Source organism: Nonomuraea sp. NPDC049486 (assembly GCF_040676925.1).
GTDB lineage: Bacteria > Actinomycetota > Actinomycetes > Streptosporangiales > Streptosporangiaceae > Nonomuraea > Nonomuraea ferruginea.
The window spans coordinates 500,182-523,348 of sequence record NZ_JBFAPV010000002.1; the positions used below are offsets into that span (position 1 = coordinate 500,182).

A 23,167-nucleotide genomic window follows, 5' to 3' on the forward strand; every position below is an offset into this window, starting at 1 on the left:
CGACGCTACGCCACCCGGGATAATGGTAGCCATAAGGGGTAGATGCTTGCTGCTATGGAATCCACCGCGATGATCACTCCCGGGCTGGCCCGCGACCTGGCGACGCTGGGCAGACTGGGAGAGGACACCTCCACCGAGACCGTGCTGCGCGGCCTGACCACCGCGCTCGCGGCGGGTGTCCCCGGATGCTCGGGCGGGTCGGCCGAACACTGGCGCGACCGGCGCGTCCTGACCTCCGGCTCGCACAGCGAACTGATCACCCTCGTCGAGGGCGAGCGTGAGATCGGCGAGGGCCCCTCCACCGAGGCCCGCCAGACCGGCGCCCGGGTGGCCGTCGCCGACGTGCTCACCGACACCCGCTGGCCGCGCTACGCCGCCCTGGCCACCCGCTGCGGGGTCCGCTCGGTGCTCGCCGTGCCCATCAAGGTGCCGCCCGCGCTGCTGGTCGTCGGCCTCTACTCGGTGCGGCGCGACGCGTTCTCGCCGCAGGGGGCGCAGTCGCTGGCGGAGATGCTGACCGAGCAGGTCGGCGTCGCCATGGCCAACATGTCGGACTTCGACGAGGTCCGTACGGACGCCGCCCAGCTCCAGGAGGCACTGGCCGGGCGCGCCCTCATCGACCAGGCCAAGGGCATCATCATGCAGACCAGCGGATGCACCGCCGAGGCCGCCTTCGACGAACTGCGCAGGATCTCCCAGCACCACCAGGTCAAGGTGGCCGACCTGGCCAGGCTCCTGGTCGAGGAGCATCAGCGCAAGAACCGCCGCCGCTAGCCGATCGCCGCCAGGGCGTCGTCGAGGGTGTCGTAGATCGGCAGCCGCTGTGCCAGGCCGGTGATCCACATCACCTTGGACTTGGCGTACTCGACGCCGATGAGCGCGAACTTCGCGCCCGAGCTGAGGCTGGTCTGCCAGTGATGGACGATCAGCCCCAGCGCTCGCGAGTCCATGAACGTCACCCCGGCCAGGTCGAGTATCAGGTCCGGCCCCGCCAGGGAGAGATAGTCCGCGAACTGCTCGCGCGTCGTGGCGTCGAGCACACCGTCGACCCTGATCACGGCAATCTCGTCAACGGTGGACGACGTCAGGCTCAGGGCGGCCGTGGACCCCTCGCCATTCTCGGGCACTGTCACGGGGCAACCTTACTGTCACTGAAGTAGAGAGGAATACTCCTTCGGGAGTAGGGCATACTGGTGTCCGAAGTCCAGCAGAGGGCTTTCGTCTCGAACGTTGAGCGAGGCGTGCCTCTGTATGGGCTTTTCCTGTTACAGAGGCCGCCTGCCACCCCATAGAGGAGCAGCGATGGCTGTGCAGGAACTCGTCCTCGAAGAGATGACCGCCGAAGAGCTCCTGGCCGAGATGGTCGGGGAAGGAACCCCCGACAGTCTCAGAGAACGGCTTCGCGAGCGCATCGTGGAGATGCACCGGCCGCTGGCGATGGAGATCGCCCGGCGCTACCGCTACCGCGGCGAGCCGCTGGAGGACCTCCTCCAGGCGGCGTACGTCGGGCTCATGAAGGCCATCAACGGCTTCGACCCCTCGCTCGGCCACGCCTTCAGGGGCTACGCCGTCGTCACCATGACCGGGGAGGTCAAGCGTCACTTCCGTGACCGCACCTGGGCGATCCGGGTGCCCCGCCTCTACCAGGAACGCCGCTCCGAGCTGAACCGGCTCGTCGCCGACCTCAGCCAGGACCTCGGCCGCTCGCCGACCGTCGCCGAGCTGGCCGCGAAGATGAAGATCTCCGAGGAGGACGTCCTGCTCACGCTCGACGCCTCCGCCGCCTACAGCACGCTCTCGCTGGACGCGCCGCTCGGCACCGATGACGACGCCGCCTCCCTCGGCGACGTCATCCCCGAGGACGACGACACGCTCAGCACCATGGTCGACCGCGAAGCCGTCAAGCCGCTCATCGACGCGCTCCCCTCGCGCGAGAAGCACATCCTGCTGCTGCGGTTCTTCGGCAACATGACCCAGGCAGAGATCGCCGCGGAGTTCGGCATCTCGCAGATGCACGTCTCCAGGATTCTCCGCAAGGTCCTCGACCAGCTGCGCGCAGAGCTGACCGTCGGTTAAGGGGGAACGCCGGGTGATGACAGAGGACATCCATCCTCAGGCGGGCTCACCGGGCCCGCCACCCGGCGCGCGCGTGCGCAGGCTTCATTTCCGGCTCCCGGACCTGCCGCAGGTCCGGGAGTTCGCCGCGTCCGGGGCACGAGAGCTCGGCATGCACCATGAGGCCGTCGACGACTTCGTCATCGCCGTCAACGAGGTGGCCACCAACGCGGTCACCCACGGGGACGACGCGGCGCGGGTGCGCCTCTGGTCCGACTCCGGGGACATCGTGATCGAGGTGCACGACGACGGCACCTGGAAGCCGGGCCCGCTGCCCGGCTCGGTGGGCGGCATGGGGCTGTGGGTGGCCCGGTTGCTGTCGTCCGACCTGACCCTTCACATCGGCGGCGGAAGCACAGTGACCATGAGGTTCCCGGGCAAGAGCTGATATCAGCCGCCGACTGGCCCACGTGCAAAGAGCCGCGCCCGGCGTATCGAGTACGCCGGGCGCGGCCGCTTGTCCTGATCGGCTAGCGCCGGCTACGGCCGCGCCAGCCTCCGTAGCTCTTCACGCTCGCCGTGCCGATGCCGGCCTGGTGCAGCGCCAGCAGCGTCAGGCCCAGCAGCATGAACGTGGTGCCGGAGATGCTTCCGGCGATCTGCGTGTCCAGCAGGTCCAGGAGGAAACCTAAACCGAAGACGATCGCGGCGACTATCGCGAGCATGTGATCCTCCTCCTACACCGTGGTCTTGCTGGACGACGCCGGGTTGTCCCGGCCTGAGATGGCGAGCAGTCCCTCCAGTACGCCCCGGTACTCGCGGAGTGCCTGCCGGAGCCGCTCGGTGTCGTCGCCGCCGTCGGCCTTCCAGCGCTCGCGCAGCTCTCCCGTACGGGACCGCAACGCGTTCGTCAGCGAGTCGACGACCTCGCCCACGAGCCCGTCGGCGCGGTGGACCGCTTCCGCCGGGTCGTCGACGAAGGAGGCCTGCACGTCGCGCCAGCGTGACTGCACCTCGTCGGGGTCCTGCTCGAACAGGGGGAACGCCTGGGGAGCGGCGTGCGAGGGGGGATCCTCGGCGGGCTGGGCGGGCCCGGGGCCGGCCGCGGTCACCTGCTCGGTCGCCGTCACCGTGTCGTGCGGTCCGTCATACGGGGAGTCGGGGTCGGGATCCCGGGCCGCGTCATGAAGGGGGTCGGCGTCCGCCGTGCCGTCATGGAGGGGATCGGCGTGCGCCGTGCCGTCATGGAGCGGGTCGGCGTGCGCCGTGCTGTCCTGGAGCGGGTCCGGGTCACCGGGGGCCGGGTGGGGGCCGGTGTCATTGGTGGTGTGCCTGTCCGACACGACCAGCACGTCCTCGTCATTCCTGCCGTACGGCTCCCGGTGGGTGCCGCCGGTCTTGTCGTCCGTGGTGTACTCGTCGTCGCGGTCGTTCCGTACCTGCTGGTCGGAGCGCTGCGACGGCACGTTCAGCTCGTCGTTCATACCCGTCACCGTCCTCGGGTCGTCTCGTGCAGTAATTCCTCGAAGAGCGCGCGATAGTGGACCATCGCCTGGCGCAGGTCCTCGGTCGAGGCCTCCTTGCGGGTCGCGCGCTCGCTGATGTCGTGCGCCTTCCGGTAGTGGGTCAGCGTCTCGGCGTGCCCCACCGACAGGTCGGCGATCCGCTGGCGGAAGTCCTCCGTCGGGTAGCCGCGCTCGGCCATGACCGCCGTCACCAGCTGATCGGCCTCCGCCACGGCGGATTCGGGGGCGTCCACGAAGCGCTCCTGCACCTCGGCCCACCGGTGGGCGTAGTCGTCACGTGACTGTTCGGGAAGCGGCTTGATGTCCAGCTCGGCGTGGCGCTGCTCGCGGGCGATCAGCTCCTGCTCGGCCTCGCGCTTGGTGTCGTGCTCGGCCATCGTGCGCTCGTACTCGGGGCCGAAACGGTCGCGCAACCGGCTGCGGCGCTGTTGCTGCACGACCACGTAGGCCACCGCGGCGACCGCCGCGATCGCGACCACGACGAGGGCCACCCAGATCAAGGTGTCCATATTGTTCGCCTCCGGTCTCTTCTGTTGAGACCGCGAACTGCCCAGGGAAGCGCCGGTGAAACGCCGCCTTCAGCCCTCTTCCAGGGCCTTTCTGGCGGCTTCCAGCACGGCTGCGACGTGGGAGCCGTCAGGGGCCGCAGGGATCTCGACGAAGCCGGTCGCCGGGTCGTAGCCGACGTCGAGCCCGGCGTCGACCAGCCGCTTGGCCCACCGCAGCGCGGTGTTGAGCCGCTCGGGCGCGGGCGGCCTGCCCTGCGCCGCCGCCGACAGGTTGCGCAGGTTGGTGGCGGGGCCGGACTGGGAGTGGGCGCGCTCCAGCTTCCACGGCAGCGCCCGGCTGTGGTCGAGCATCGGCTTGGCCAGCCCCGCGGCCCGCTTGGCCTGCAGCACCCCGGACTCGCTCACCCCGAAATGGGCGGCCAGCTCCTGCACGCTCAGCCCGCGGGCGACCAGCCTGGCCAGCTCGTCGCGGTCGATCGTCGGCCTGCGCCCCATGGGCCACCTCCGGGCATGACGTGCGGACGCGCAACAGGATCACAGGCGCCGGCGGGTGCGGACGGTCTCGCCGACGTCGTGGCGCCAGAGACGACGAAGCCCTGATGAGAATCGCTCCCCATCAGGGCTTTAACGTCGGGATGACAGGATTTGAACCTGCGACCCCTTGACCCCCAGTCAAGTGCGCTACCAAGCTGCGCTACATCCCGTGGTGCTGTCGCGTGGCCGAGCTTCTCGCTCTGCTCCGCGGGGAAAACATTACCATGCGCCACGGACCTCTCGGCGCCACCTTTCCGCCGGTCCGCCTGTTGCGGGCGGACCCTAGAGTGTCCCCATGGGCATGGTCGGGACGGTCGGGCTGGTGCTGCATCCTCAGCGCGACTCCAAGGAGGCGATCGACATCATCCTCGGCTGGGCCGCCGGTCGTGACGTCACGGTGCTCGGGCTGCCCGAGGAGGTGGGGCGGATCGACTGCAGCGCGGTGGCGGTGGACGGCGAGACGCTGGTGGAGCGGGCCGACCTGGTGGTGAGCCTGGGCGGCGACGGCACGATGCTGCGCACGATGCGGCTGATCGCCGGTCGCGGCACTCCGGTGCTCGGCGTCAACCTGGGGCGGCTGGGCTTCCTCGCCGAGATCGACGTGGCCGAGCTGTCGGAGACGCTCTCGGCGATCGACCACAACCGCCACACCGTGGAGCCGCGGATGGCGGTCCGCACCAGGCTCGGAAATCAGGAGCTGATGGCGTTCAACGACATCGCCCTGGTGCGCTTCCCCGGCGACGGGCTGGCGGCGGTGACCGTCACCGCGGCCGGCAACCCGTTCGTCAACTACGCAGCCGACGCGGTGATCGTGGCCACCTCCACCGGGTCCACCGCCTACAGCTTCTCCGCGGGCGGGCCGGTGGTGTCGCCGCGGGTGGAGGCGGTGCTGGTGGTGCCCGCGGCGGCGCACTCGGCGTTCAACCGGGCGCTGGTGCTGCCGGCGGACGAGGAGGTCAGGCTGGAGCTCCTGCCGTCCAGCGGGCAGCTCGCCGTCGAGCTGGACGGCAGGGTGGTGGGCCGTCTCGGGCCCGGCGACCGGATCACGGTGACGGCCTGCCCGGGAGCCGCCAAGGTGGTGCGCCTGGGCACCACCTTCTACGAGCGCGCCCGCCGCAAGCTCCGGGTCGACGGCAGCGCCGAGATCGCCTGAGCCCGCCCTTCTACGGCGGGGAGCCGGCGCGGCGGTGCCGGGCGCGGCGGGGGAGCGGCCGGTCGCCGTACGGGCCGTCCGGCCCGGGAAGGGGAGCCCGCGGGGTGTCGTCGGCGAAGAAGGACTCTCCGGAGGGCCGGGGCGCGGGCTCCGGTTCGCCGGAGGCGGCGCCGGACGGGTTCGCGTGGCGGGAGGTGACGAGGGCGGCCAGCGCGGTGGTGATCGGCACGGCGGAGATGAGCCCCAGCGTGCCCACCACGCTGCGGGCCACCTCCTGGGCGATGACCGGCGTCGTCAGCACCTCGCCCAGCGGCTGCTCGCCGATGCTGAACAGCAGCAGCAGCGGCAGCGATGCCCCCGCGTACGCCAGGATGATCGTGTTGATGACCGACGCGATGTGTGCCCGGCCGATCCGGCTGCCCGCCCGGTAGAGGCGGCGGAACCCGTAGGACGGGTTGGCCGCGGCCAGTTCGGAGACGGTCACCGACTGGGTGACCGTCACGTCGTCCAAGACCCCCAGCGCGCCGATCATGATACTCGCCAGCAGCAGCCCCTGCGTGTCGATGGACATGCTCATGTCGAGGGTGAACGAGCTGTCGTCGGTGATGCCGCTCAGCTTGGCGACCCCGATCACCGCGTACGAGAGCACGCCGGTCACGGCGAGGCTGGCCAGCGTGCCGAGCACCGCCATCGAGGTCGCCAGCGTGAACCCGTGCGTCAGGAACAGCACCGACAGCATGATCGCCGAGGCGCCCACGATCGCGACCAGCATCGGCGGCTCGCCGCCCAGGATGCCGGGGATCACGAACGTGAGCAGCAGCACGAACGTGATCGCCAGGCCCAGCAGCGCCGTCAGCCCCCGCCAGCGCCCGAACGCGATCACCGCCAGCGCGAACGCCGCCCCGAGCAGCAGCAGCGGCGCCGACCGGTCGTGGTCGGACAGCTGGTAGGCCGGCATGCCCTCCTCGGCCTGCGGGTTGTGCAGCAGCACCACGTCGTCGCCCGCGGTGAAGCGCTGGGAGCCGGGCCCGCTGGGCAGCGACAGGGTGACCTGGCGGCCCTCGTCGCGCCCCTCGCCGACGGTGACGGTCGCCTTGCCGCAGGTCGCCGGGTGCGGCTCGGGCGCGCCGGGCTGTGTCTCACCGCACGGCTCCAGCGCCACCGCGGTGATCGTGCCGGCCACCCGCTGGAACCCGGTCTGCTCCTGGGCCGCCTCCGGACGCCCGTCCGGCCACAGCAGCACCAGCGCCGCCAGCGTGACGGCCGCCAGCGGCACAAGAACGGCCAGCGTGGCCACGACGGCCCGCCGTGAGGCGGGCACCGGGGTGCCGTGCGCATGGTCGTGCGCGTGGTTGGCGCCCATCCCTGATCAGACCTCCTCGTCCGGTCGGCGAGTGCGACAGTACTGCACGTGGACGGGGTGGGTAGGCCATCGGAATGGCGACGCTCGTGGGCACCTCGGGGTGGCAGTACGCGGACTGGCGCGGCGTCCTCTATCCCGAGGGGGTGCCGCAGCGGCTCTGGCTGGAGACGTACGCGGAGACCTTCCCCACGGTCGAGAACAACAACGCGTTCTACCGGCTGCCGAAGACGGAGACGTTCGCCGGCTGGCGCGAGCGCACCCCCGACGGCTTCGTCATGGCGGTCAAGGCCAGCCGCTACCTCACCCACATCAAGCGGCTGGACGAGCCGGAGGAGCCCGTCGCCAGGCTGATGGCGGCCGCGTCGGGGCTCGGCGGCACGCTCGGCCCGATCCTGCTGCAGCTCCCGCCCACGCTGCGGGCCGACCCCGGCCGGCTGGAACGCTGCCTGAGCTGCTTCCCCGGGCACGTCAGGCTGGCCGTGGAGTTCCGGCACGAGTCGTGGTGGACCGGCGAGACCCGGGCGATCCTGGAGTCCCGCCAGGCCGCCCTGTGCTGGGCCGACCGGCTCAACCAGCCGCAGAACCCGTTCTGGCGGACCGCGCCGTGGGGGTACGTGCGGCTTCATCAGGGCCGCTCCGCCGACGGGTTCTCGTACGGGGACGCGGCGTTGAAGACCTGGGCCGGGCGGGTCCGCGAGGCGGGCTGGCGCGACGCGTACGTGTACTTCAACAACGACCCCGGCGGCGCGGCGGTGCGGAACGCCGCGCGCTTTGCCAGACTGCTTTAGGTGCGTACCCGCCTGTATCGGGACGGCCGGCTGGAGAAGGAGAACTTCCCCCTGGCCGAGGTCTCCGACCACGTGTCCGACCACCGCAACGCGATCTGGATCGACCTGTGCCGGCCGACGCCTGAGGAGCTGACCGCGCTCGGCGACGAGCTGGGCCTGCACGAGCTGGCCGTCGAGGACGTGCTCGCCGACCACCAGCGCCCCAAGGCCGACGTCTACGCCAACCACCTGTTCATCACCGTGTACGCGATGCGCTTCGACGGCGACCGGTTCGCCCCGGCCGAGATCGACGTCTTCGTCACCGAGACCGCCCTCGTCACGGTCAGGCTGGACCCGGCGGTCGACCTGGACGAGGTGGTCCGGCGCTGGGACGCCGCGCCCGCGCTGGCCGGGAACGGGGTGCTGTTCCTGCTGCACGGCCTGCTCGACTGGGTGGTCGACGGGCAGCTGGAGCTGGTGCTCGACCTGGACGGACGGGCCGAGGACCTGGAGGAGGAGCTGTTCGAGGAGCGGCCCGCCGACGCCAGGGAGGTGCAGCGGAAGATGTACGAGCTGCGCAAGACCTCCGCGCATTTCCGCAAGGTCGTGATGCCGATGCGGGAGCTCTTCGGCACCCTGCTCCACCGCGACCAGGGCGTCCTGCGCGGCTCCCAGATGATGCCCTACTACCAGGACGTCTACGACCACGTGCAGCGCACGGCCGAGCTGCTGGAGTCGCTGCGCGACCTGCTGGCCAACATGCGCGAGACGCGCCTGGCCCAGCAGGGCTTCCGGCTCAACCAGATCATGAAACGGCTCACCGGCTGGGCGGCCATCATCGCGGTGCCCACCGCCATCACCGGCTTCTACGGCCAGAACGTGCCGTTCCCCGGTTCCGGCCAGGCGGTGGGCTTCTGGATGTCGCTGGCGCTGGTGTCCGTCGTGTCGGTGGCGCTGTACGTGGTGTTCAAGAAGAACGACTGGTTGTAGGGCGGCGGGCAGGGCACGCCCCGGTCCTCCAGCGTCAGGCCGACCCGCACCGTCACCTCGCGCGCGCCGCCGGCCGGGTGCAGCGGCAGGCAGCGCCCGCCGGCGACGAGCGTCCTGCGCCCGATCGGGGTGGCGAGCAGCGACAGCTCGCCGTACGCGGCCGGCGCCGCCAGCCGCAGCAGCCACGCCCCCTCGGGCGTACGCGACCGGGTCCCGTCGAGCGCGTAGTAGTCGAGCACGCCGCCGCCGGTGGACACCACGGCGCGCATCGTGAAGCCGCGGCCCTCGGCGGTGAACAGCTCCGCCGAGGGCGCACGGTAGACCGAATGGACGTACGCGAGAGCGAACGCCCCGGAGGGCGGCAGCACCAGCCCGTTGACGGCCGGACGGCCCGGCCCGCCGCCGGAGCCGAGGGCCAGCACCGCGGCGAGCGAGAGGGCCAGCCGGATCAGCCCTTCTCCTTGAAGTAGCGGGCCGCGCCGGGGTGCAGGGCGACCGGCCGCACCTGCTGGGCCAGCGCCGGGTCGAGCTTGTCGGCCTCCGGGTGGACCGCGACCAGCTCCTGCTTCTTCTCGAACAGCGTCCGGGTGATGTCGTAGGCCAGCTGCTCGTCCATGGTGTCGGGCACCAGCAGCACGTTGGCGATGCCGACCGTCTCCACGGAGCCTTCGAGCTTGTAGACGTCCAGGCCGATGTCGAGCCCGACGTACTGCTCGCCGTACTCGCGCTGCATCTCCGCCAGCACGTCGGCGGTGTCGATGATCTTGATGTCGGGCTTGCTGGTGGCCAGGTCCACCACGCCGGCCGTGGGCAGGCCGCCGACCCAGAAGAACGCGTCGACGGTGCCGTCCTTGACGGCCTGCACCGACTCGTTGATCGACAGCTGCTGCTTGCTGATGTCGGTGTCGGGGTCGAGCCCGGCCGCCTCCAGCATCCGCCTGGCCACGACCTGCGTGCCGGAGTTCGGCGGGCCGAGCGAGACCGTCTTGCCCTTCAGGTCGGCCACCTTCCCGGCCTGCACGCCCGGGGCGACCACCACGTGCGCGTAGTTGTCGTAGATCCGCGCCAGCGCCTTGATCGGCTGCTTCTCGGTGAACGAGCCGGTGCCGTTGACCGCGTCGGCGGCCGTGTCGGCCTGGGAGAAGCCGATGTCGGCCTTGCCGGTGGCCAGCAGCTTGATGTTCTCGACGGAGGCGGAGGTGACCGAGGCGGTGGCCTGGGTGTCGGCGATGTTGGCCGACAGCTGCTTGGCCAGGCCGCCGCCGTAGACGTAGTAGACGCCGGTGGTGCCGCCGGTGGCGATCGACAGCCGGTTGCCCGAGCCTCCGCCGGCGCCTCCGCAGCCCGCGATCAGGCCGGCCACGGCGAGCACCGCAAATATCCGCTTCACGCTGGGACGCTCCTTCTTCTGATGAGGTGGACGGCTGCCGCGACGGCCAGCACGGCCAGGCCCGCGACGATCGGGACGGGTTCGAGGAACAGCAGCAGCACGGCGGCCACCGCGGCCAGCAGCCGCTCGGGCGCGCCGGCCAGGCCGCCGGTGGCCATCGCCAGGGCCGCCACCGCGACGGCCGACACCGCCGTCATGGCCAGCACGGTGCCGAACGGCCCCTGGCCGAGCAGCGCCTGGCCGTGCGGGGTGAGCACGAACGCGAACGGCACGAGGAAGGCCGGCAGCGTGTAGCGCCAGGTCATCATCATGGTCCGGTACGTGTTGCCGCCGGTGATGGCGGAGGCCGCGACCGCCGACAGCGCGGTCGGCGGGCTCACCTCGGACAGCACCGCGTAGTAGAAGATGAACATGTACGCCTCGGCCTGCCCCACGCCGAGAGCCGTCAGCGCGGGGGCGATGATCACCGCGGCGATGATGAAGCTGGCCGTCACCGGCACCGCCAGGCCGAGCAGCATGACCGCCACGGCCGCCATCACCGTGGTCAAGATCAGGTTGCCCGCGGCGAAGTCCACGATGATCGAGCTCAGGTTCAGGCCGAGCCCGGTCTGGGTGATGACGCCGACGATGATGCCCGCCGCCGCGCACACCGCGGTCACCGGGAGCACCTCCAGCGTGCCCTTGGCCAGCGCCCGGCCGATCCGCCTCGGGCCCATCCGGTGGGCGGGGTCCAGGAACGACAGGGCGAACGCGACCGCGGTGGCGATCACCACCGACTGGAACGCCGACCGGTCCATCGCCATCAGGACCACGATCAGGATCAGCGAGCTGAAGTGGTAGCCGAAGCGCAGCAGCAGCCTGCCGACGCCGGGCGTGTCCACCCGCACGGCGTGCGTGCCGAACCGGCGGGAGTCGATCTCGATCGCCAGCAGGATGCCCAGGTAGTAGAGGATCGTCGGGATCGTCGCGTAGATCAGCACCTGCAGGTAGCTGACCCGCATGACCTCCGCGATGATGAACGCCGCCGCGCCGAGCGTCGGCGGCGACAGGATGGCGCCTATGCCGGCGGCCGCGAGGATGCCGCCGGCGGGCTCTCTCGGGTAGCCGGCCCGCCGCAGCACCGGCCAGGCCACGCTGCCCAGGCTCACGGTGGTCGCCACGCCCGAGCCGGACACCGTGCCGAGCAGGAATCCGGCGGTGGTCACGGTGCGGCCGGGGGCGGCGCGTGACCTGCGGAAGGCGGAGAAGCTCAGGTCGATGAAGAACCTGCTGGCGCCGGAGTAGTCGAGGACCGCGCCGTAGACGGTGAAAAGGATGATGTAACTCGCCGCCACCTGGAGAGGGACGCCGAAAAAGCCTTCCGTGCCCGTATAGAGCTGCGACACGATCTGGTCGAGGTCGAGACCTCGGTGGCCGATCGTCCAATCGACGGGCAGCATCGCGCCGTAATAGGCATATGCCAGAAAAATGGCGCAAATGATGGAGAGAACCGCGCCGACCGTGCGGCGCACCGCCTCCAGCAGGAGCAGGGTCAGCCCTATCCCGGCGATCACGTCCAGCTCCGACAGCGCCGCGCCCGACCCTCGATCGCGGAACGACTCGATGTCCGCCAGCGGGTACACGAGCACCGCCAGCGAGGCCAGCGCCAGCAGCCAGTCACCGACGGTCGGCCACTCGCCTTTCCGGCGCACCGGACCCTCCGCCCCGACCTCCACCGGAAGCGTGTCCGCGACCGGCGCCGGCCCGGGCTCGTCCGCCGCCCCGGTCGTCCGGTCGAGGACCAGCGTGTCGTCAGGTGTGTCCGGGCGGGCGGTGTCCAGAAGACCGGTGCCCGGGCGGGAGAGAGTGTCCGGGGGGTCGGTGTCCGGACGGGTGGCGGTGTCCGGGGGGTCGGTGTCCGGACGGGTGGCGGTGTCCGGGGGGTCGGTGTCCGGACGGGTGGCGGTGTCCGGGGGGTCGGTGTCCGGACGGGGGTCAGTGTCCGGGCGGGGGTCAGTGTCCGGGCGGGAGGGGGTGTCCGGCGCGACGCCGATGACCACCGTGTCCGCCGACGGGCTCGCGCCCTTCGGCGGGTCGGCGGCCGGGACGTCGCGCAGCGTCGGCGCGTCCGGGAGGACCCCCGTAGCGCGGACCTCCGGCAGCGTCGGGGCCTCGCCCAACGTGAGCGCCCTGGCGTCCGGGTGCGTCGCCGCCCCGGCGGGCGGCCCGGACCGGGAGAAGCGGGCGCGCAGGCGGCGCGCGAACGGCCCGTCCAGCCGCCGGCCGAGGCGTCGCAACTCGCCGGGGAGGCGACGGAGGCGGCTCAGCGACTGCGCCGCCCCCGACCGGTAGCAGAGGAACACCAGCGGCAGCGCCGCCGCCAGGAACGTCATCCGGTGCTGCAACGCCTCGACCGGCCAGAACACGACCGCGATCGAGTAGGCCGAGAGCAGCCCGCCGACGACCCATACGCCGAGCCGTAAGGGGCCTGCGAGCTGCCGGGCCGGGCGTTCCTGTTCGCGGGCCTGTACGGGCCCGGCCTGTCGGTCGCTCGACTCGGTCAAAACAACTCCCTCTGACACGGCGTTGGGGGCAATGTATGAGCCCTTTACCGGCTGTGGGAAGAGTCGTGACGTTTATTTGATCTATTGCCCGGGTTGGAAGCGCGGCGCGCACATCGCCGCCAATTCGGCGACCGGCACCACCCCTGCCTGGCTGCCGTCGCGCAGCCGCACCGCCGCCCCGCCACCGGCGGCCTCGCGCGGTCCCACGACGAGCTGGAAGGGAACCAGCCGGTTGGCCCTGATCCGGGCGCCGAGGGTGCCCCGGCCCGGCTCGACGAGCTCGGCCCGCATCCCCGCCGCCACGCAGCGCCGTACCACGTCGCCCGCGGCGGGCAGCTCGGCGTCGGACAGCGGCAGCACGACCGCCTGCACCGGCGCCATCCAGGCGGGGAACGCGCCGCCGTGCACCTCGATCAGATGGGCCACCAGCCGCTCCAGCCCGCCCACCACGCTGCGGTGCACCATCACCGGCCGGTCGCCGCCCGCGTACTCCAGGTCGAAGCGCTCCGGCTGGAAGGAGTCGACCTGCACGGTCGACAGGGTCGACTCGCGCCCCGCCGGGTCCGCGATCTGGATGTCGATCTTGGGGCCGTAGAAGGCGCCCTCGCCGCGCTCCTCGTCGAAGGCGCGCCCGCGCCGGTGGAGCACCTCGCGCAGGATCGACTCCGAGCGGTCCCACATCTCCGGGTCGTCGACGAACTTGGCGCCCTCGCCGCGCAGCGACAGCCGGTAGCGGGCGGCCTCGATGCCGAGCTGGGCGTGCGCGGCCTCGATCAGGTCGAGCGCGGCCGACACCTCGCCGGCCGCCTGCTCGGGCCGGCAGAACACGTGCCCGTCGTTGAGCTGGATGGCCCGTACCCTGGTCAGCCCGCCGAGCACGCCGGACAGCTCCGAGCGGTACATGCCGCCCAGCTCGGCGATCCGCAGCGGCAGGTCGCGGTGGGTGCGCGGGCGGGAGCGGTAGACGAGCGCGTGGTGCGGGCAGAGGCTGGGCCGCAGCACGAACTCCTCCCCGCCCACCCGCATCGGCGGGAACATGTCCTCGGCGTAGTGCGCCCAGTGCCCGGATCGCTCGTACAGCTCGCGCTTGCCCAGCACGGGCGAGTTGACGTGCTGGTAGCCGTTGCGGCGCTCCAGCTCGTACACGTAGTCCTCGACGGCCTTGCGGACGGCGGCGCCCGCGGGCAGCCAGAAGGGGAGCCCGGAGCCGATCAGCGGGTCGGTGTCGAAGAGGCCGAGCTCGCGGCCGAGTCTGCGGTGGTCGTTCATGATCGTCCTTCGCGTGGAAAGGGCGAACGACCGACTCTCCCGGGCATTCGCCCGGGAGCAGGAATCAGCGCGCCGGGACGGGGTCCGGCGTCGTCGTGACGAGAGCGCGCTGCATGGGTCCGACGATAGCAGCCTGACTCTCGCGTCCGCCCCCGGAAAATTCGGCAGTGGTATAAAGAACCGTGGCCGAGATCACCCTGAACGTCCGCCAGCTGCAGGCGTTCGCCGAGGTCGGCTACCAGGTGGCCGCGGGAGCCGGGGCCCACGGCGCGATGACCGCGCTGCGCGAGGTGGTGCCGGTCGACGCCTACGAGTTCGTCGCCTTCGACCCCGCCACCGGCCGCCACCAGAGCGTCGTGTCCGACGGGCACCGGCGCGTCGACGGCGACGCCGCCGAGGAGTACACCGGGCTGGAGGCCTACCGCACGGCGATGGCCACCCGCCGGCCGGTCGTCATGCCGGAGCCGGGCACCGAGCTCTACTTCCGCCGCCATCTGGCGCCCTACGGGTGGCGGGCGGGGCTGACGGCGCCGCTGTTCCTGGCCGAGGGCCGCTACACGGGCCTGCTCCACCTGGCCACCCGCGACGCGTTCCCCGCGCTGACCGGCCCGCTGGTGACGGCCGTGAGCCCGATGCTGGCGCACGTCACCGACCTCACCCGGTGCGTGATCGACCCGGTGGGGCTGCCGCAGGGGTTCCGCGCGGTCGCCTTCGACCGGGCCGGCATCCTGCGCGAGGTCCCCGGGCGGCCGGTCTCCGAGGCGCTGCGCGACGATCCGGCGATGCCCGCCTACGCGCGCGCGTTCATCGACTCGCGCGAGCTCGGCCGGCACGGCCTCTGGCTCGACCGGCTCGGGCAGTGGCACGAGACCCGGCTGCTGCGCGCCGGCGTCGGCTACCAGGGCTCGCTGCAGGGCGCGGTGGTGGCCGAGCGGCCCTGCTCCCTGCCGTACGACCTGACGGGGCGCGAGGTGGACGTGCTCACCCGGGTCGCGGCCGGCGACTCCAACCCGCAGATCGCCGCCGCGCTCGTGCTCAGCGTCCGCACCGTCACCACCCATCTCGAACACATCTTCGCCAAACTGGCCTGCGACAGCCGCACCCGGCTGACCACGAAAGCGCTGGCCGAGGGCCTGTGCCGGCTCGACGTCTAGACCGGCTCGTCTAGAACCGGCTCTGTTAGACCGGCTCGGCCGCCCAGCCGGCCGGCACCGTCACCAGCAGCAGCTCGAACCAGACCGTCGTCGTCCCGTCGCCCCGGGTATAGCCCCAGCGGTGGCTGAGCGCCTCCAGCATCGGCAGCCCGCGCCCGCTCGTCGCCCGCGGGTCGGCGCCGCACACGCACGGCGGGCCGTCCGAGCCCGCGTCCTCGACGCACACCAGCACCGTCGCTCCCGTCGCGCGCAGCCGCACCGTGAACGAGCCGCCCCCGCCCGAGCGGGTGTGCAGCACCGCGTTCGTGGCCAGTTCGCTGATCAGCAGCGCGCAGTCGTCGTGCAGCGGGTGGTCGCGGCCGAGGGTGCCGGTGACCAGCCCCCTCGCCCTGGCGACCGCCGCCGGGTCCCCGGGGAAGCGCATCTCGAGGTCGTGCTCGGGCTGATGGACGTCCGGTCGTGTCACGCTGACCCCCCGTTTCGGCGACGTTGTTCGACGCGCGAACCCACCCCCGCGGATTATCGCGAAAAGGTAGGAATCGCCTTTCCGGCGATCGGCTGTCGGGGTGCCGCGCCGGACCTTGTACGCTGCGATCGACGAGTCGACTAGGAGGGGTGCCTGGGTGAGCAGCCTGGAGGCCGTCTGGGTGCAGCGGTACGACCACCCGGGGGCGGCGGTCGTGACCGGAGTTTTCGACATCCTGCACGTTGGCCACGTGCGCTATCTCGGAGAGGTGGCCGCCCGGGGGCTGCCCCTGGTCGTCGGCGTCGAGGACGATCCTCGCGTACGGGCGTGGAAGGGCCCCTCGCGGCCGTTCAACCCGGCGGTGGAGCGGGCCGAGGTGCTCGCCGCGCTGCGCGCGGTGACCGGCGTGTTCATCGTCACCGGACCGCCGGAGGCGCACGCGCCGGAGCACTACATCGATCTGCTGGCGCCGATGCGGCCGGGCGCGCTCGCCCACACCGCCGGCGACCCGCACGCCGGGGGCCGCCGCGCCGCCGCGGCGCTGCTGGGGGCCGAGTGCTGGGAGATGGAGGCCATCCCCGACCGCTCCACCACCCGCATCGTCAACGCCGCGGGCAAGGGGTAGCCCGGCCTCTCCCGTACGGCGGCCGGGATGGGAAGACACCTGGCCCGGGGTCACCGGGGTGCGGAGCATGATCGCGTACCCTCCTGACATGATGTCCGATCGGCTCGCGCGCGGGGTCACCGACCTGCTCGCCCCGCAGGTCCTGGTGATCTCCATGCCGCCGGCCATCGGCCTGGTCGCCCAGGGCTGGACGGGGGCCGCGTGGGGGCTGGTGGCGTCGGTGCTGTGCGGGGGAGTGCCCGCTGCGGTGATCGCCGCCGGGGTGCGGTCGGGCCGTCTCGACTCCCACCACATCGTGGATCGGGCGAGCCGCCCGGGGCCGCTGCTGGCCGCCGTCGCGGGCGTGCTGGGCGCGCTGGTGCTGCTGGCCTGGCTGGGCGCGCCACGGCTGCTGCTGGCCGCCGTGACCGCGATGCTCGCCGCGCTGGCCGTGACGATCCCGGTCACGTTCCGCTGGAAGATCTCCTTCCACGCCGCCGTGTGCGCGGGCACGGTCGTGGTGCTCGCGTACGTGCTGCCCGCCGTGCCGGTCCTGCTGGCCGGGGCGGCGGTGGTGGCGCTGGTCTGCTGGGCCAGGGTCCGGCTGGCGCACCACACCCCCGCCCAGGTGGCCGCGGGCACGGCCGTGGGCGCGCTCGTCACGTGGGCGACGCTGGCGGCGTTCGGGGTGGAATAGCCCCGCGGGAGCCGGGGTTTGCGTGGGTATGGATGCCGTGAGCCGTGGCCGGGTCCGCGTCGAGCCCTCGGCCAAGCGTGTCAGGATCTTTCTCGGTGGACGCCCGGTCGCCGACACCACCCGTGCCCTGCTGGTGTGGGAGGTGCCCTACTACCCGGCCTACTACGTCCCGCTGGACGACGTCCAGGCCGAGCTCAAGCCGACCGGAGCGGTCGAGCGCTCGCCGAGCCGGGGCGACGGGGTCGTCCACACGGTGACGGCGGGCGGGAAGGAGGCGGCCGACGCCGCCGTCACGTACCCGGACTCGCCGCTGGAGGCGATCAGGGGCCATGTCCGCTTCACCTGGGACGCCATGGACGCCTGGTTCGAGGAGGACGAACAGGTGTACGTGCACGCCCGCAGCCCCTACACCCGCGTCGACATCCTCCCCAGCTCCCGCCACGTCCGCGTCGAGGTCGGAGGCGTGACGGTGGCCGACTCGCGGCACGCCCGCATCCTGTTCGAGACGGGCCTGCCGCCCCGCTACTACCTGCCGAAGACGGACGTGCGGCTGGACCTCCTGGAACACACCGGCACCGTGACGCACTGCCCCTACAAGGGCACCGCCGAATACTGGTCGGTCAACGGCGAGAAGGACCTGGCGTGGTCGTACCCGACCCCGCTGCCGGAGAGCGAGCGCGTCGCCGGCCTGATCGCCTTCTATGACGAGAAGGTCGACGTCTACGTCGACGGCGAGCTTCAGGAACGCCCCAAGACCGTCTTCGGTTGACAGGTCGGGGCCGAGTCCATCACCCTTTCACTACTTCATTAGTGAAAGGGTGTTATGATCGAGTTCCAGCTCGACCGCGGGTCGGGCGTCGCCACGTACCTCCAGCTCGTCCACCAGGTCAAGCACGCGCTGCGGCTCGGCACGCTGCGCCCCGGTGACCAGTTGCCCACCGCGCGGGAGGTCGTCGAGAAGCTGGCGATCAACCCCAACACCGTGCTCAAGGCCTACCGGGAGCTGGAGCGTGAAGGGCTCGTGACGGGCCGGCCGGGGCTCGGCACGTTCGTGGAGCGCGGCTTCGGCGGGGCCGGGCTGGCCGAGCACACGCGGCTGCGGCGGGGGCTGGCCGCGTGGGTGCGGGAGGCCAGGGACGCCGGGCTGGACGAGGAGGACCTGCGGGCGCTGTTCGCCGCCGTCCTCTCCGACGCCTCCCGGGAGGGCGTGGCGTGAGCGCGCCGATCCTGGAGGTGACAGGGCTGGGCGTGCGGCGCCGGCGCGCGTGGGCGCTGCGCGACTGCTCGCTGTCCGTGCCCGCCGGGCGGGTCGCCGCGCTGGTCGGCCCCAACGGGGCCGGGAAGACCACGCTCATGCTCGCCGCCGTCGGCCTGCTCGCGCCCGACCGGGGACACGTCTCGGTACGGGGGACCGCCGCGTTCGTGGCCCAGGACAAGCCGCTGTACGAGTCGTTCACCGTCGGCGAGCTGCTGGAGTTCGGGCGGCGGACGAACACCCGCTGGGACGGCGAGGGCGCGCGGGCCCGGCTGGACGCGCTGGGCGTCCCCCTCGGCCGCAGGGCGGGCCGGCTGTCCGGCGGGCAGCAGGCGCAGGTCGCGATCACGCTCGCCCTGGCCAGGACGCCCGACCTCCTGGTCCTGGACGAGCCGCTGGCCAACCTCGACCCGCTGGCCCGGCACGACGTGATGCGCACCCTCATGGGTGAGGTGGCCGGGCGCGGCCTCACCGTGCTGCTGTCCTCGCACGTGATCGCCGACCTGGAGGACACCTGCGACTGGCTGGTCGTGCTCAACGGCGGCCGGCTCCAGGTCAGCGGCGACATCGACGACCTGCTCGCCGGCCATCTGCTGCTGTCCGGCCCGGCGGAGGCGGCCGAAGGGCTGGAGGCCGTCTCCGCGACCGGCACCGGCAGGCACGCCACCCTGCTGGTCCGCGGCGACCGCGCGCTCGACCCGCGCTGGAGCACCCGCCGCCCCAACCTGGACGAGCTGGTCATGGGCTACCTGCGCAGCCCTCAGGCGGCGGCGCTGCCGGGTCCTGCGGGGGTGGCGCGATGATCTGGGTCACCTGGCGCCAGCACCGGGCGCAGCTCCTGACCACCGCCGGCTTCCTGGTCGTGCTCGGGCTGCTGCTGCTCGGCTCCGCGACCGAGGCCCGGAGCTATGTGTCCGGCTACTTCCCTGACGGCTGCCCCGCCGGTTTCGCCCACTGCGGGTCGGTCGAGGTGGCGGTGGGCCTGGGGGAGCGGTACGACGCCGTCTACACACTGTTCGGCTGGATGCCGCTGGTGCTGCCCGCGCTGATCGGCGCGTTCTGGGGGGCGCCGCTGCTCGGCAGGGAGTACGAGCGCGGCACCCACCGGCTGGCCTGGACCCAGTCGGTGCCGGTGCGGCGGTGGCTGGCGGTCAAGCTCGGCGTGCTGGGCGGCGCGGTGGTGGCCGGCGGGCTGCTGCTGTCGCTCATGGTCAGCCTGTGGCGTCCGGTCTTCAGGGAGGGGATCGACTCCGGGTTCGGCAACATCGGGGTGTTCAACATGACGGGGGTGGCGCCGGCCGCGTGGTGGCTGTACGCGTTCGCGGCCGGAGTGTTCGCCGGGACGCTGTTCAGGCGCACGCTCCCGGCGATGGCGCTGGTCGTGGCCGGGGTCGCGGCCACCATGTTCACGCTGTTCGCGCTCAGCGACCACTACGCCCCGCCGGACCGGGCCGTGCTGTCGGGCACGGTCGTGCTCGACGACCCCGACGCCCGGCTGGTCGGCGCCACCTGGGTGGACCCGTCGGGGCGGGCGGTGGATGACCCCGCCGCCTGCGAGCGGGGCCTCGACACCGGGCGGAGCAGCGCGAAAGCCGAGGCGTGGCAGGACTGCCTGTTCGCCGAGGGCTACGCCTACGCCGTCACCTACCACCCGCCGGAGCGGTTCTGGCGCTTCCAGTGGACGGAGGCGGGCATCCTGGTGGCCGCCTCCGCCCTGCTGTGCGCCCTCACCGCGCGCCGCGTGCTGCGCCGCCGGGGGTGAGACCGTCAGGTGAGCAGTCTGGCCAGCACCCTCGTGCCGAACTCCAGCCCCGCCACCGGCACCCGCTCGTCCTTGCCGTGGAACATGCCGAAGTAGTCGAGATCCGGCCGCAGCATGAGCGGCGCGAACCCGTACCCCTGGATCCCGAGCCCGGCGAACGACTTGGCGTCCGTGCCGCCGCTCATCACGTACGGCACGGGCCTGGCCAGCGGGTCCTCGGCCACCAGAGAGCCGGCCAGCTCGTCGAAGAACGACGACGGGTACGGCGCCGCCGGGGCGTCCTCCAGGTTGACGAACTCGCGGGTGATCTTCGGGCCGAGCAGCTCGTCGAGCGTCTCCAGGAACTCCTCCCGCAGCCCCGGCAGGTAGCGGCCGTCGACGTGCGCCTCGGCCGAGGAGGGCACCACGTTCACCTTGTAGCCGGCGGCCAGCATCGTCGGGTTGGCGGAGTTGCGGATCTGGGCCTTGAACAGCTCGCCCAGCGGGCCGAGCCGGGCCGCCTCGGCGTCCAGCCGGTCCAGGTCCACCGGCTGTCCGGTGATCGCCGACAGCTCGCGGATCAGCGCCGCGACCGGCGGCGTGAGCCGTACCGGCCACTGGTGTGCGGCCAGGCGCGACAGCGCGTGCGCCAGCGTGGCCACCGGGTTGTCGACCGGGGGCTTGGAGCCGTGACCGGCCACGCCGTGCGCGGTCAGCTTCATCCAGGCGGTGCCGCGCTCGCCCACCGCCACCGGGTAGACCCGGTGGCCGCCGGACGTGACGCTGAACCCGCCCGACTCGCTGATCGCCTCCGTCACCCCGTCGAACAGCTCACGGTGCTCGGTCACCGCGTGGCGGGAGCCGTAGTCGCCGGTCGCCTCCTCGTCCGCCAGGAACGCCAGCACCAGGTCGCGCTTCGGCCGCTGCCCGCGCGCCCGCATGCCGAGCACGGTGGACAGGGTCATCGCGCACGAGCCCTTCATGTCGACCGCGCCCCTGCCGTACACGCAGCCGTCGACGATCTCGCCGGAGAACGGGTGCATCCGCCACTCGGCCGGGTCGGCGGGCACCACGTCCAGGTGGCCGTGGATCAGGAGCGCGTCGGAGGATTCGCCGGCCATCCTGGCCACCACGGTCGTGCGCCGGGGCGCGGACTCGAACACCTCAGGCTCCAGCCCGGCGTCGGCCAGCAGCGTGGCGACGTACTCGGCCGCCGGGCGCTCGCCGGAGCCCGGGTTGGTGGTGTCGAACCTGATCAGGTCCGAGCAGATCTCGGCGACGCTCTTCACTTCCCGCCCTCCAGCTTCAGCGGCGCGACCTCGGGCGTCTCGAACCCGAACAGCTGACCGTAGAAGGCCAGCTCGGCCTCCAGCGCCGCGACGATGGTCTCCTCCCTGCGCCAGCCGTGCTGCTCGCCGGGGAAGGTGAGCAGCGCCCACCGCTTGCCGTGCCGGTCCAGCTCGGCGACGAACCGCTCGGCCTGGCTCACGTCCACGATCGCGTCCTCCAGCCCGTGCAGCATCAGGCACGGGCCGGACGCCCGGTGCGCGTGCAGCAGCGGCGAACGGTCGGTGTAGCGCTGCCGCGTCTCCGGCAGCGGCCCGATCAGCCCGTCCAGGTAGCGCGACTCGAAGTCGTGCGTCTCGGCCGCCCAGCTCTCCGGGTCGGTGATCGCGTACTGCGCGACGCCGCCCGCGAACACGTCGCTGTGCACCAGCGCCGCCACCGTCGTCCAGCCGCCGGCGCTGCCGCCCCTGATCGCGATCCTGGCCGCGTCGGCGCGGCCCAGCTCCACCAGCCCGCGCGCCACCTTCGCGCAGTCCTGCACGTCGACCACGCCCCACTGGTGGCGCAGCCGCTCCCGGTAGGCCCGCCCGTATCCGGCGGAGCCGCCGTAGTTGACCTCGGCCACGCCCAGCCCGCGGCTGGTGAAGTAGGCGATCTCCAGGTCGAGCATGACGGGGCTGCTGCCGGTCGGCCCGCCGTGCACGAAGATCACGTACGGGGCCGGACCCTGGACGCCGAGCGGCGGGTACACGTGCGCGTGCACCCCCTCGATCGTCATCGATTCCGGCTCGGGCAGCAGCGCGCGGTCCGGCAGCGGCCGGGGGGCCGACACGGTCTCCAGCCCGCCGCCGTCGAGGTCGGCCAGCACCACCTCCAGGGGCGAGAACGGGGTCGCGGGCACCGCCGCGGCCTTACCGCCCGCCGCCGAGACGGTCGAGGCCCAGTGGGTGGCCTCGCCGCCGATCTCCCGCAGCTCGCCGGTGGCCGGGTCGAGCACGCCCAGCCGCCGCCGGTCGGCCGTGCCGTACACCAGCACCAGGCGGTCGCCGGCGAGCGCCAGCCAGGTCATGCCCGGCTTCCACGGCGCGTTGCCGAACTCCAGCTCCATCGGCGTGAGGTTGCGCCCGCGGACGCCGTCGCGGCCGATCTCGTGCACGTTCCACCAGCCGGTCGGGTCGGTGACCGCGTACAGCGTGTCGTCGTCGCGCCACTCGGCCTGCACGACCGACTCCTCCCGGCCGCCCGCCACCACCGTGTACGGGCCCGCGACGCCGTCGTCGCCGAGCGGGGCCACGCACAGCTCGGTGCCGTCCCACGGCATGTCCGGGTGGTCCCAGCCGATCCAGGCGACGTGGCCGCCGCCGGGGGAGAGACGCGGGTTCATCAGGAAGTGCTGCGCCTTCGCGACCACCCGCACCTCGCCGCCGGAAAGGGGGCCGGAAAGAGGGATCGCCACCAGGTCGCGCACGTCGTCGGTCTCCCGCACCGCCCACACCTCGGCCCGGCCCGGCGGCAGGTAGAGGTCCCCGTAGCGGGCCGGGCCCTCCGGCGTCAGCGGCACCGGGTCGCCGCCGTCGACGCGGTAGACCCGCTGGTCGGCCCAGTTCGTGAACACCAGGCCGCCGCCGGGCAACGGCCGCCACGAGCGGCCCCCGTACTCGACCAGCCGGTTGCGCGCGTTCCAGCCGCCGGGCAGCGCGTCCGCGCGCCCGCCGCCGGGCAGCCCGCGCACCACGCACCGCCGGCCGCCCTCGTGCGGGCGCGGCTCGTCCCACCACACCTCCACGCCCGCGGGCGTGGCGACGGCCTCGACCCACTGGGGGCCGCCGTCGGTGCGGGCCACATCAATCGCTTCAATACTCAT

At 72.4% G+C, this 23,167-nt stretch carries 25 protein-coding genes and 1 tRNA gene; 13 read left to right on the plus strand and 13 right to left on the minus strand.

Annotation, left to right across the window (positions count from 1 at the left end; translation table 11 throughout):
- Positions 1–54: 54 nt before the first annotated feature.
- Entirely contained in the window at positions 55–774 is a 720-nt protein-coding gene (locus AB0K05_RS07240; protein ID WP_148032547.1) for a GAF and ANTAR domain-containing protein, read from the plus strand.
- On the opposite strand, the gene AB0K05_RS07245 is transcribed toward AB0K05_RS07240, so the two are convergent.
- Positions 771–1,133: an STAS domain-containing protein gene (locus AB0K05_RS07245; RefSeq protein ID WP_261808650.1), complete on the minus strand. Its 363-nt coding sequence runs from the start codon at positions 1,131–1,133 to the stop codon at positions 771–773. The two genes, AB0K05_RS07240 and AB0K05_RS07245, sit on opposite strands and share 4 nt — an antisense overlap.
- Before the next feature lie 169 nt (positions 1,134–1,302).
- Between AB0K05_RS07245 and AB0K05_RS07250 the strand changes: the two genes are divergently transcribed.
- Together AB0K05_RS07250 and AB0K05_RS07255 are read left to right on the plus strand one after the other, a co-directional pair.
- Positions 1,303–2,076: a SigB/SigF/SigG family RNA polymerase sigma factor gene (locus AB0K05_RS07250; RefSeq protein WP_148032546.1), complete on the plus strand. Its 774-nt coding sequence runs from the start codon at positions 1,303–1,305 to the stop codon at positions 2,074–2,076.
- Positions 2,077–2,149: 73 nt separating this feature from the next.
- Positions 2,150–2,503: an ATP-binding protein gene (locus AB0K05_RS07255; RefSeq protein ID WP_364227390.1), complete on the plus strand. Its 354-nt coding sequence runs from the start codon at positions 2,150–2,152 to the stop codon at positions 2,501–2,503.
- Positions 2,504–2,585: 82 nt separating this feature from the next.
- Here the strand turns inward: AB0K05_RS07255 and AB0K05_RS07260 are convergent, their stop codons facing one another.
- The 5 genes from AB0K05_RS07260 to AB0K05_RS07280 form a co-directional block, all read right to left on the minus strand.
- Positions 2,586–2,780, minus strand: coding sequence for a hypothetical protein (locus AB0K05_RS07260; RefSeq protein WP_148032544.1), 195 nt, complete (start codon positions 2,778–2,780; stop codon positions 2,586–2,588).
- A gap of 12 nt (positions 2,781–2,792) precedes the next feature.
- The gene (locus AB0K05_RS07265; RefSeq protein ID WP_364227394.1) at positions 2,793–3,539 is read right to left on the minus strand and encodes a hypothetical protein; all 747 of its coding nucleotides are present in this window, start codon (positions 3,537–3,539) and stop codon (positions 2,793–2,795) included.
- 5 nt (positions 3,540–3,544) lie between these two features.
- Complete coding sequence (locus tag AB0K05_RS07270; protein ID WP_271279266.1) at positions 3,545–4,090, minus strand: hypothetical protein; 546 nt, start codon at positions 4,088–4,090, stop codon at positions 3,545–3,547.
- A 69-nt stretch (positions 4,091–4,159) separates the two neighbouring features.
- The gene (locus tag AB0K05_RS07275) at positions 4,160–4,585 is read right to left on the minus strand and encodes a hypothetical protein (RefSeq protein WP_148032541.1); all 426 of its coding nucleotides are present in this window, start codon (positions 4,583–4,585) and stop codon (positions 4,160–4,162) included.
- A gap of 135 nt (positions 4,586–4,720) precedes the next feature.
- Positions 4,721–4,794: transfer RNA gene (locus tag AB0K05_RS07280), tRNA-Pro, on the minus strand.
- A 125-nt stretch (positions 4,795–4,919) separates the two neighbouring features.
- Between AB0K05_RS07280 and AB0K05_RS07285 the strand changes: the two genes are divergently transcribed.
- On the plus strand, positions 4,920–5,777 hold the full coding sequence (locus tag AB0K05_RS07285; RefSeq protein ID WP_271279265.1) for an NAD(+)/NADH kinase: 858 nt from the start codon (positions 4,920–4,922) through the stop codon (positions 5,775–5,777).
- Positions 5,778–5,787: 10 nt separating this feature from the next.
- Here the strand turns inward: AB0K05_RS07285 and AB0K05_RS07290 are convergent, their stop codons facing one another.
- A complete protein-coding gene (locus AB0K05_RS07290; protein WP_364227398.1) occupies positions 5,788–7,140 on the minus strand; it encodes a YibE/F family protein in 1,353 nt (450 codons plus the stop codon).
- 74 nt (positions 7,141–7,214) lie between these two features.
- Between AB0K05_RS07290 and AB0K05_RS07295 the strand changes: the two genes are divergently transcribed.
- Both AB0K05_RS07295 and AB0K05_RS07300 read left to right on the plus strand, forming a co-directional pair.
- On the plus strand, positions 7,215–7,928 hold the full coding sequence (locus tag AB0K05_RS07295) for a DUF72 domain-containing protein (RefSeq protein WP_364227400.1): 714 nt from the start codon (positions 7,215–7,217) through the stop codon (positions 7,926–7,928).
- Complete coding sequence (locus AB0K05_RS07300) at positions 7,929–8,897, plus strand: magnesium transporter CorA family protein (protein ID WP_219544483.1); 969 nt, start codon at positions 7,929–7,931, stop codon at positions 8,895–8,897.
- A gap of 448 nt (positions 8,898–9,345) precedes the next feature.
- Here AB0K05_RS07300 and AB0K05_RS07305 read toward each other — a convergent pair whose 3' ends face one another.
- From AB0K05_RS07305 to thrS, 3 genes are all read right to left on the minus strand, one after another.
- The gene (locus AB0K05_RS07305; RefSeq protein WP_271279261.1) at positions 9,346–10,287 is read right to left on the minus strand and encodes a TAXI family TRAP transporter solute-binding subunit; all 942 of its coding nucleotides are present in this window, start codon (positions 10,285–10,287) and stop codon (positions 9,346–9,348) included.
- Complete coding sequence (locus AB0K05_RS07310) at positions 10,284–12,830, minus strand: TRAP transporter fused permease subunit (RefSeq protein ID WP_364227405.1); 2,547 nt, start codon at positions 12,828–12,830, stop codon at positions 10,284–10,286. The genes AB0K05_RS07305 and AB0K05_RS07310 overlap by 4 nt, the downstream gene beginning before the upstream one ends.
- Positions 12,831–12,911: 81 nt before the next feature.
- Positions 12,912–14,273 carry a threonine--tRNA ligase gene (gene thrS, locus AB0K05_RS07315; protein WP_308248891.1) on the minus strand — a complete coding sequence of 454 codons (1,362 nt, stop codon included), beginning with the start codon at positions 14,271–14,273 and terminating at the stop codon, positions 12,912–12,914.
- Between the two features lie 8 nt (positions 14,274–14,281).
- On the opposite strand from thrS, the gene AB0K05_RS07320 reads away from it, so the two are divergent.
- Complete coding sequence (locus AB0K05_RS07320) at positions 14,282–15,253, plus strand: LuxR C-terminal-related transcriptional regulator (protein WP_364227407.1); 972 nt, start codon at positions 14,282–14,284, stop codon at positions 15,251–15,253.
- A 25-nt stretch (positions 15,254–15,278) separates the two neighbouring features.
- On the opposite strand, the gene AB0K05_RS07325 is transcribed toward AB0K05_RS07320, so the two are convergent.
- Positions 15,279–15,719 carry an ATP-binding protein gene (locus AB0K05_RS07325; protein WP_308248880.1) on the minus strand — a complete coding sequence of 147 codons (441 nt, stop codon included), beginning with the start codon at positions 15,717–15,719 and terminating at the stop codon, positions 15,279–15,281.
- 157 nt (positions 15,720–15,876) lie between these two features.
- Here AB0K05_RS07325 and AB0K05_RS07330 point away from each other — a divergent pair, with 157 nt between their 5' ends.
- The 6 genes from AB0K05_RS07330 (at position 15,877) to AB0K05_RS07355 (ending at position 20,037) form a co-directional block, all read left to right on the plus strand.
- Complete coding sequence (locus AB0K05_RS07330; protein WP_148032533.1) at positions 15,877–16,344, plus strand: adenylyltransferase/cytidyltransferase family protein; 468 nt, start codon at positions 15,877–15,879, stop codon at positions 16,342–16,344.
- Between the two features lie 88 nt (positions 16,345–16,432).
- Positions 16,433–17,020: a hypothetical protein gene (locus AB0K05_RS07335; protein ID WP_148032532.1), complete on the plus strand. Its 588-nt coding sequence runs from the start codon at positions 16,433–16,435 to the stop codon at positions 17,018–17,020.
- Between the two features lie 28 nt (positions 17,021–17,048).
- A complete protein-coding gene (locus tag AB0K05_RS07340) occupies positions 17,049–17,789 on the plus strand; it encodes a DUF427 domain-containing protein (protein ID WP_364227411.1) in 741 nt (246 codons plus the stop codon).
- A 54-nt stretch (positions 17,790–17,843) separates the two neighbouring features.
- On the plus strand, positions 17,844–18,236 hold the full coding sequence (locus tag AB0K05_RS07345) for a GntR family transcriptional regulator (protein WP_148032530.1): 393 nt from the start codon (positions 17,844–17,846) through the stop codon (positions 18,234–18,236).
- Positions 18,233–19,078, plus strand: coding sequence for an ABC transporter ATP-binding protein (locus AB0K05_RS07350; protein WP_364227415.1), 846 nt, complete (start codon positions 18,233–18,235; stop codon positions 19,076–19,078). Before AB0K05_RS07345 ends, AB0K05_RS07350 begins: the two co-directional genes overlap by 4 nt.
- Positions 19,075–20,037, plus strand: a complete 963-nt coding sequence (locus AB0K05_RS07355; protein ID WP_271279255.1) for a hypothetical protein — start codon at positions 19,075–19,077, stop codon at positions 20,035–20,037. Before AB0K05_RS07350 ends, AB0K05_RS07355 begins: the two co-directional genes overlap by 4 nt.
- 5 nt (positions 20,038–20,042) lie before the next feature.
- On the opposite strand, the gene AB0K05_RS07360 is transcribed toward AB0K05_RS07355, so the two are convergent.
- On the minus strand, positions 20,043–21,305 hold the full coding sequence (locus tag AB0K05_RS07360) for a M20/M25/M40 family metallo-hydrolase (protein WP_364227418.1): 1,263 nt from the start codon (positions 21,303–21,305) through the stop codon (positions 20,043–20,045).
- A complete protein-coding gene (locus AB0K05_RS07365) occupies positions 21,302–23,167 on the minus strand; it encodes a prolyl oligopeptidase family serine peptidase (protein ID WP_364227421.1) in 1,866 nt (621 codons plus the stop codon). Before AB0K05_RS07365 ends, AB0K05_RS07360 begins: the two co-directional genes overlap by 4 nt.

What these genes read in the sequence shown, in the direction of transcription:
- AB0K05_RS07340 (WP_364227411.1), top strand. Translation starts at nt 17,049, where the DNA reads ATGGATGCCGTGAGCCGTGGCCGGGTCCGCGTCGAGCCCTCGGCCAAG.
- AB0K05_RS07335 (WP_148032532.1), top strand. Translation starts at nt 16,433, where the DNA reads ATGATGTCCGATCGGCTCGCGCGCGGGGTCACCGACCTGCTCGCCCCG.
- AB0K05_RS07345 (WP_148032530.1), top strand. Translation starts at nt 17,844, where the DNA reads ATGATCGAGTTCCAGCTCGACCGCGGGTCGGGCGTCGCCACGTACCTC.
- AB0K05_RS07275 (WP_148032541.1), bottom strand. Translation starts at nt 4,585, where the DNA reads ATGGGGCGCAGGCCGACGATCGACCGCGACGAGCTGGCCAGGCTGGTC.
- AB0K05_RS07240 (WP_148032547.1), top strand. Translation starts at nt 55, where the DNA reads ATGGAATCCACCGCGATGATCACTCCCGGGCTGGCCCGCGACCTGGCG.
- AB0K05_RS07355 (WP_271279255.1), top strand. Translation starts at nt 19,075, where the DNA reads ATGATCTGGGTCACCTGGCGCCAGCACCGGGCGCAGCTCCTGACCACC.
- AB0K05_RS07265 (WP_364227394.1), bottom strand. Translation starts at nt 3,539, where the DNA reads ATGAACGACGAGCTGAACGTGCCGTCGCAGCGCTCCGACCAGCAGGTA.
- AB0K05_RS07285 (WP_271279265.1), top strand. Translation starts at nt 4,920, where the DNA reads ATGGGCATGGTCGGGACGGTCGGGCTGGTGCTGCATCCTCAGCGCGAC.
- AB0K05_RS07290 (WP_364227398.1), bottom strand. Translation starts at nt 7,140, where the DNA reads ATGGGCGCCAACCACGCGCACGACCATGCGCACGGCACCCCGGTGCCC.
- AB0K05_RS07270 (WP_271279266.1), bottom strand. Translation starts at nt 4,090, where the DNA reads ATGGACACCTTGATCTGGGTGGCCCTCGTCGTGGTCGCGATCGCGGCG.
- AB0K05_RS07295 (WP_364227400.1), top strand. Translation starts at nt 7,215, where the DNA reads ATGGCGACGCTCGTGGGCACCTCGGGGTGGCAGTACGCGGACTGGCGC.
- AB0K05_RS07365 (WP_364227421.1), bottom strand. Translation starts at nt 23,167, where the DNA reads ATGAGTATTGAAGCGATTGATGTGGCCCGCACCGACGGCGGCCCCCAG.
- AB0K05_RS07260 (WP_148032544.1), bottom strand. Translation starts at nt 2,780, where the DNA reads ATGCTCGCGATAGTCGCCGCGATCGTCTTCGGTTTAGGTTTCCTCCTG.
- AB0K05_RS07250 (WP_148032546.1), top strand. Translation starts at nt 1,303, where the DNA reads ATGGCTGTGCAGGAACTCGTCCTCGAAGAGATGACCGCCGAAGAGCTC.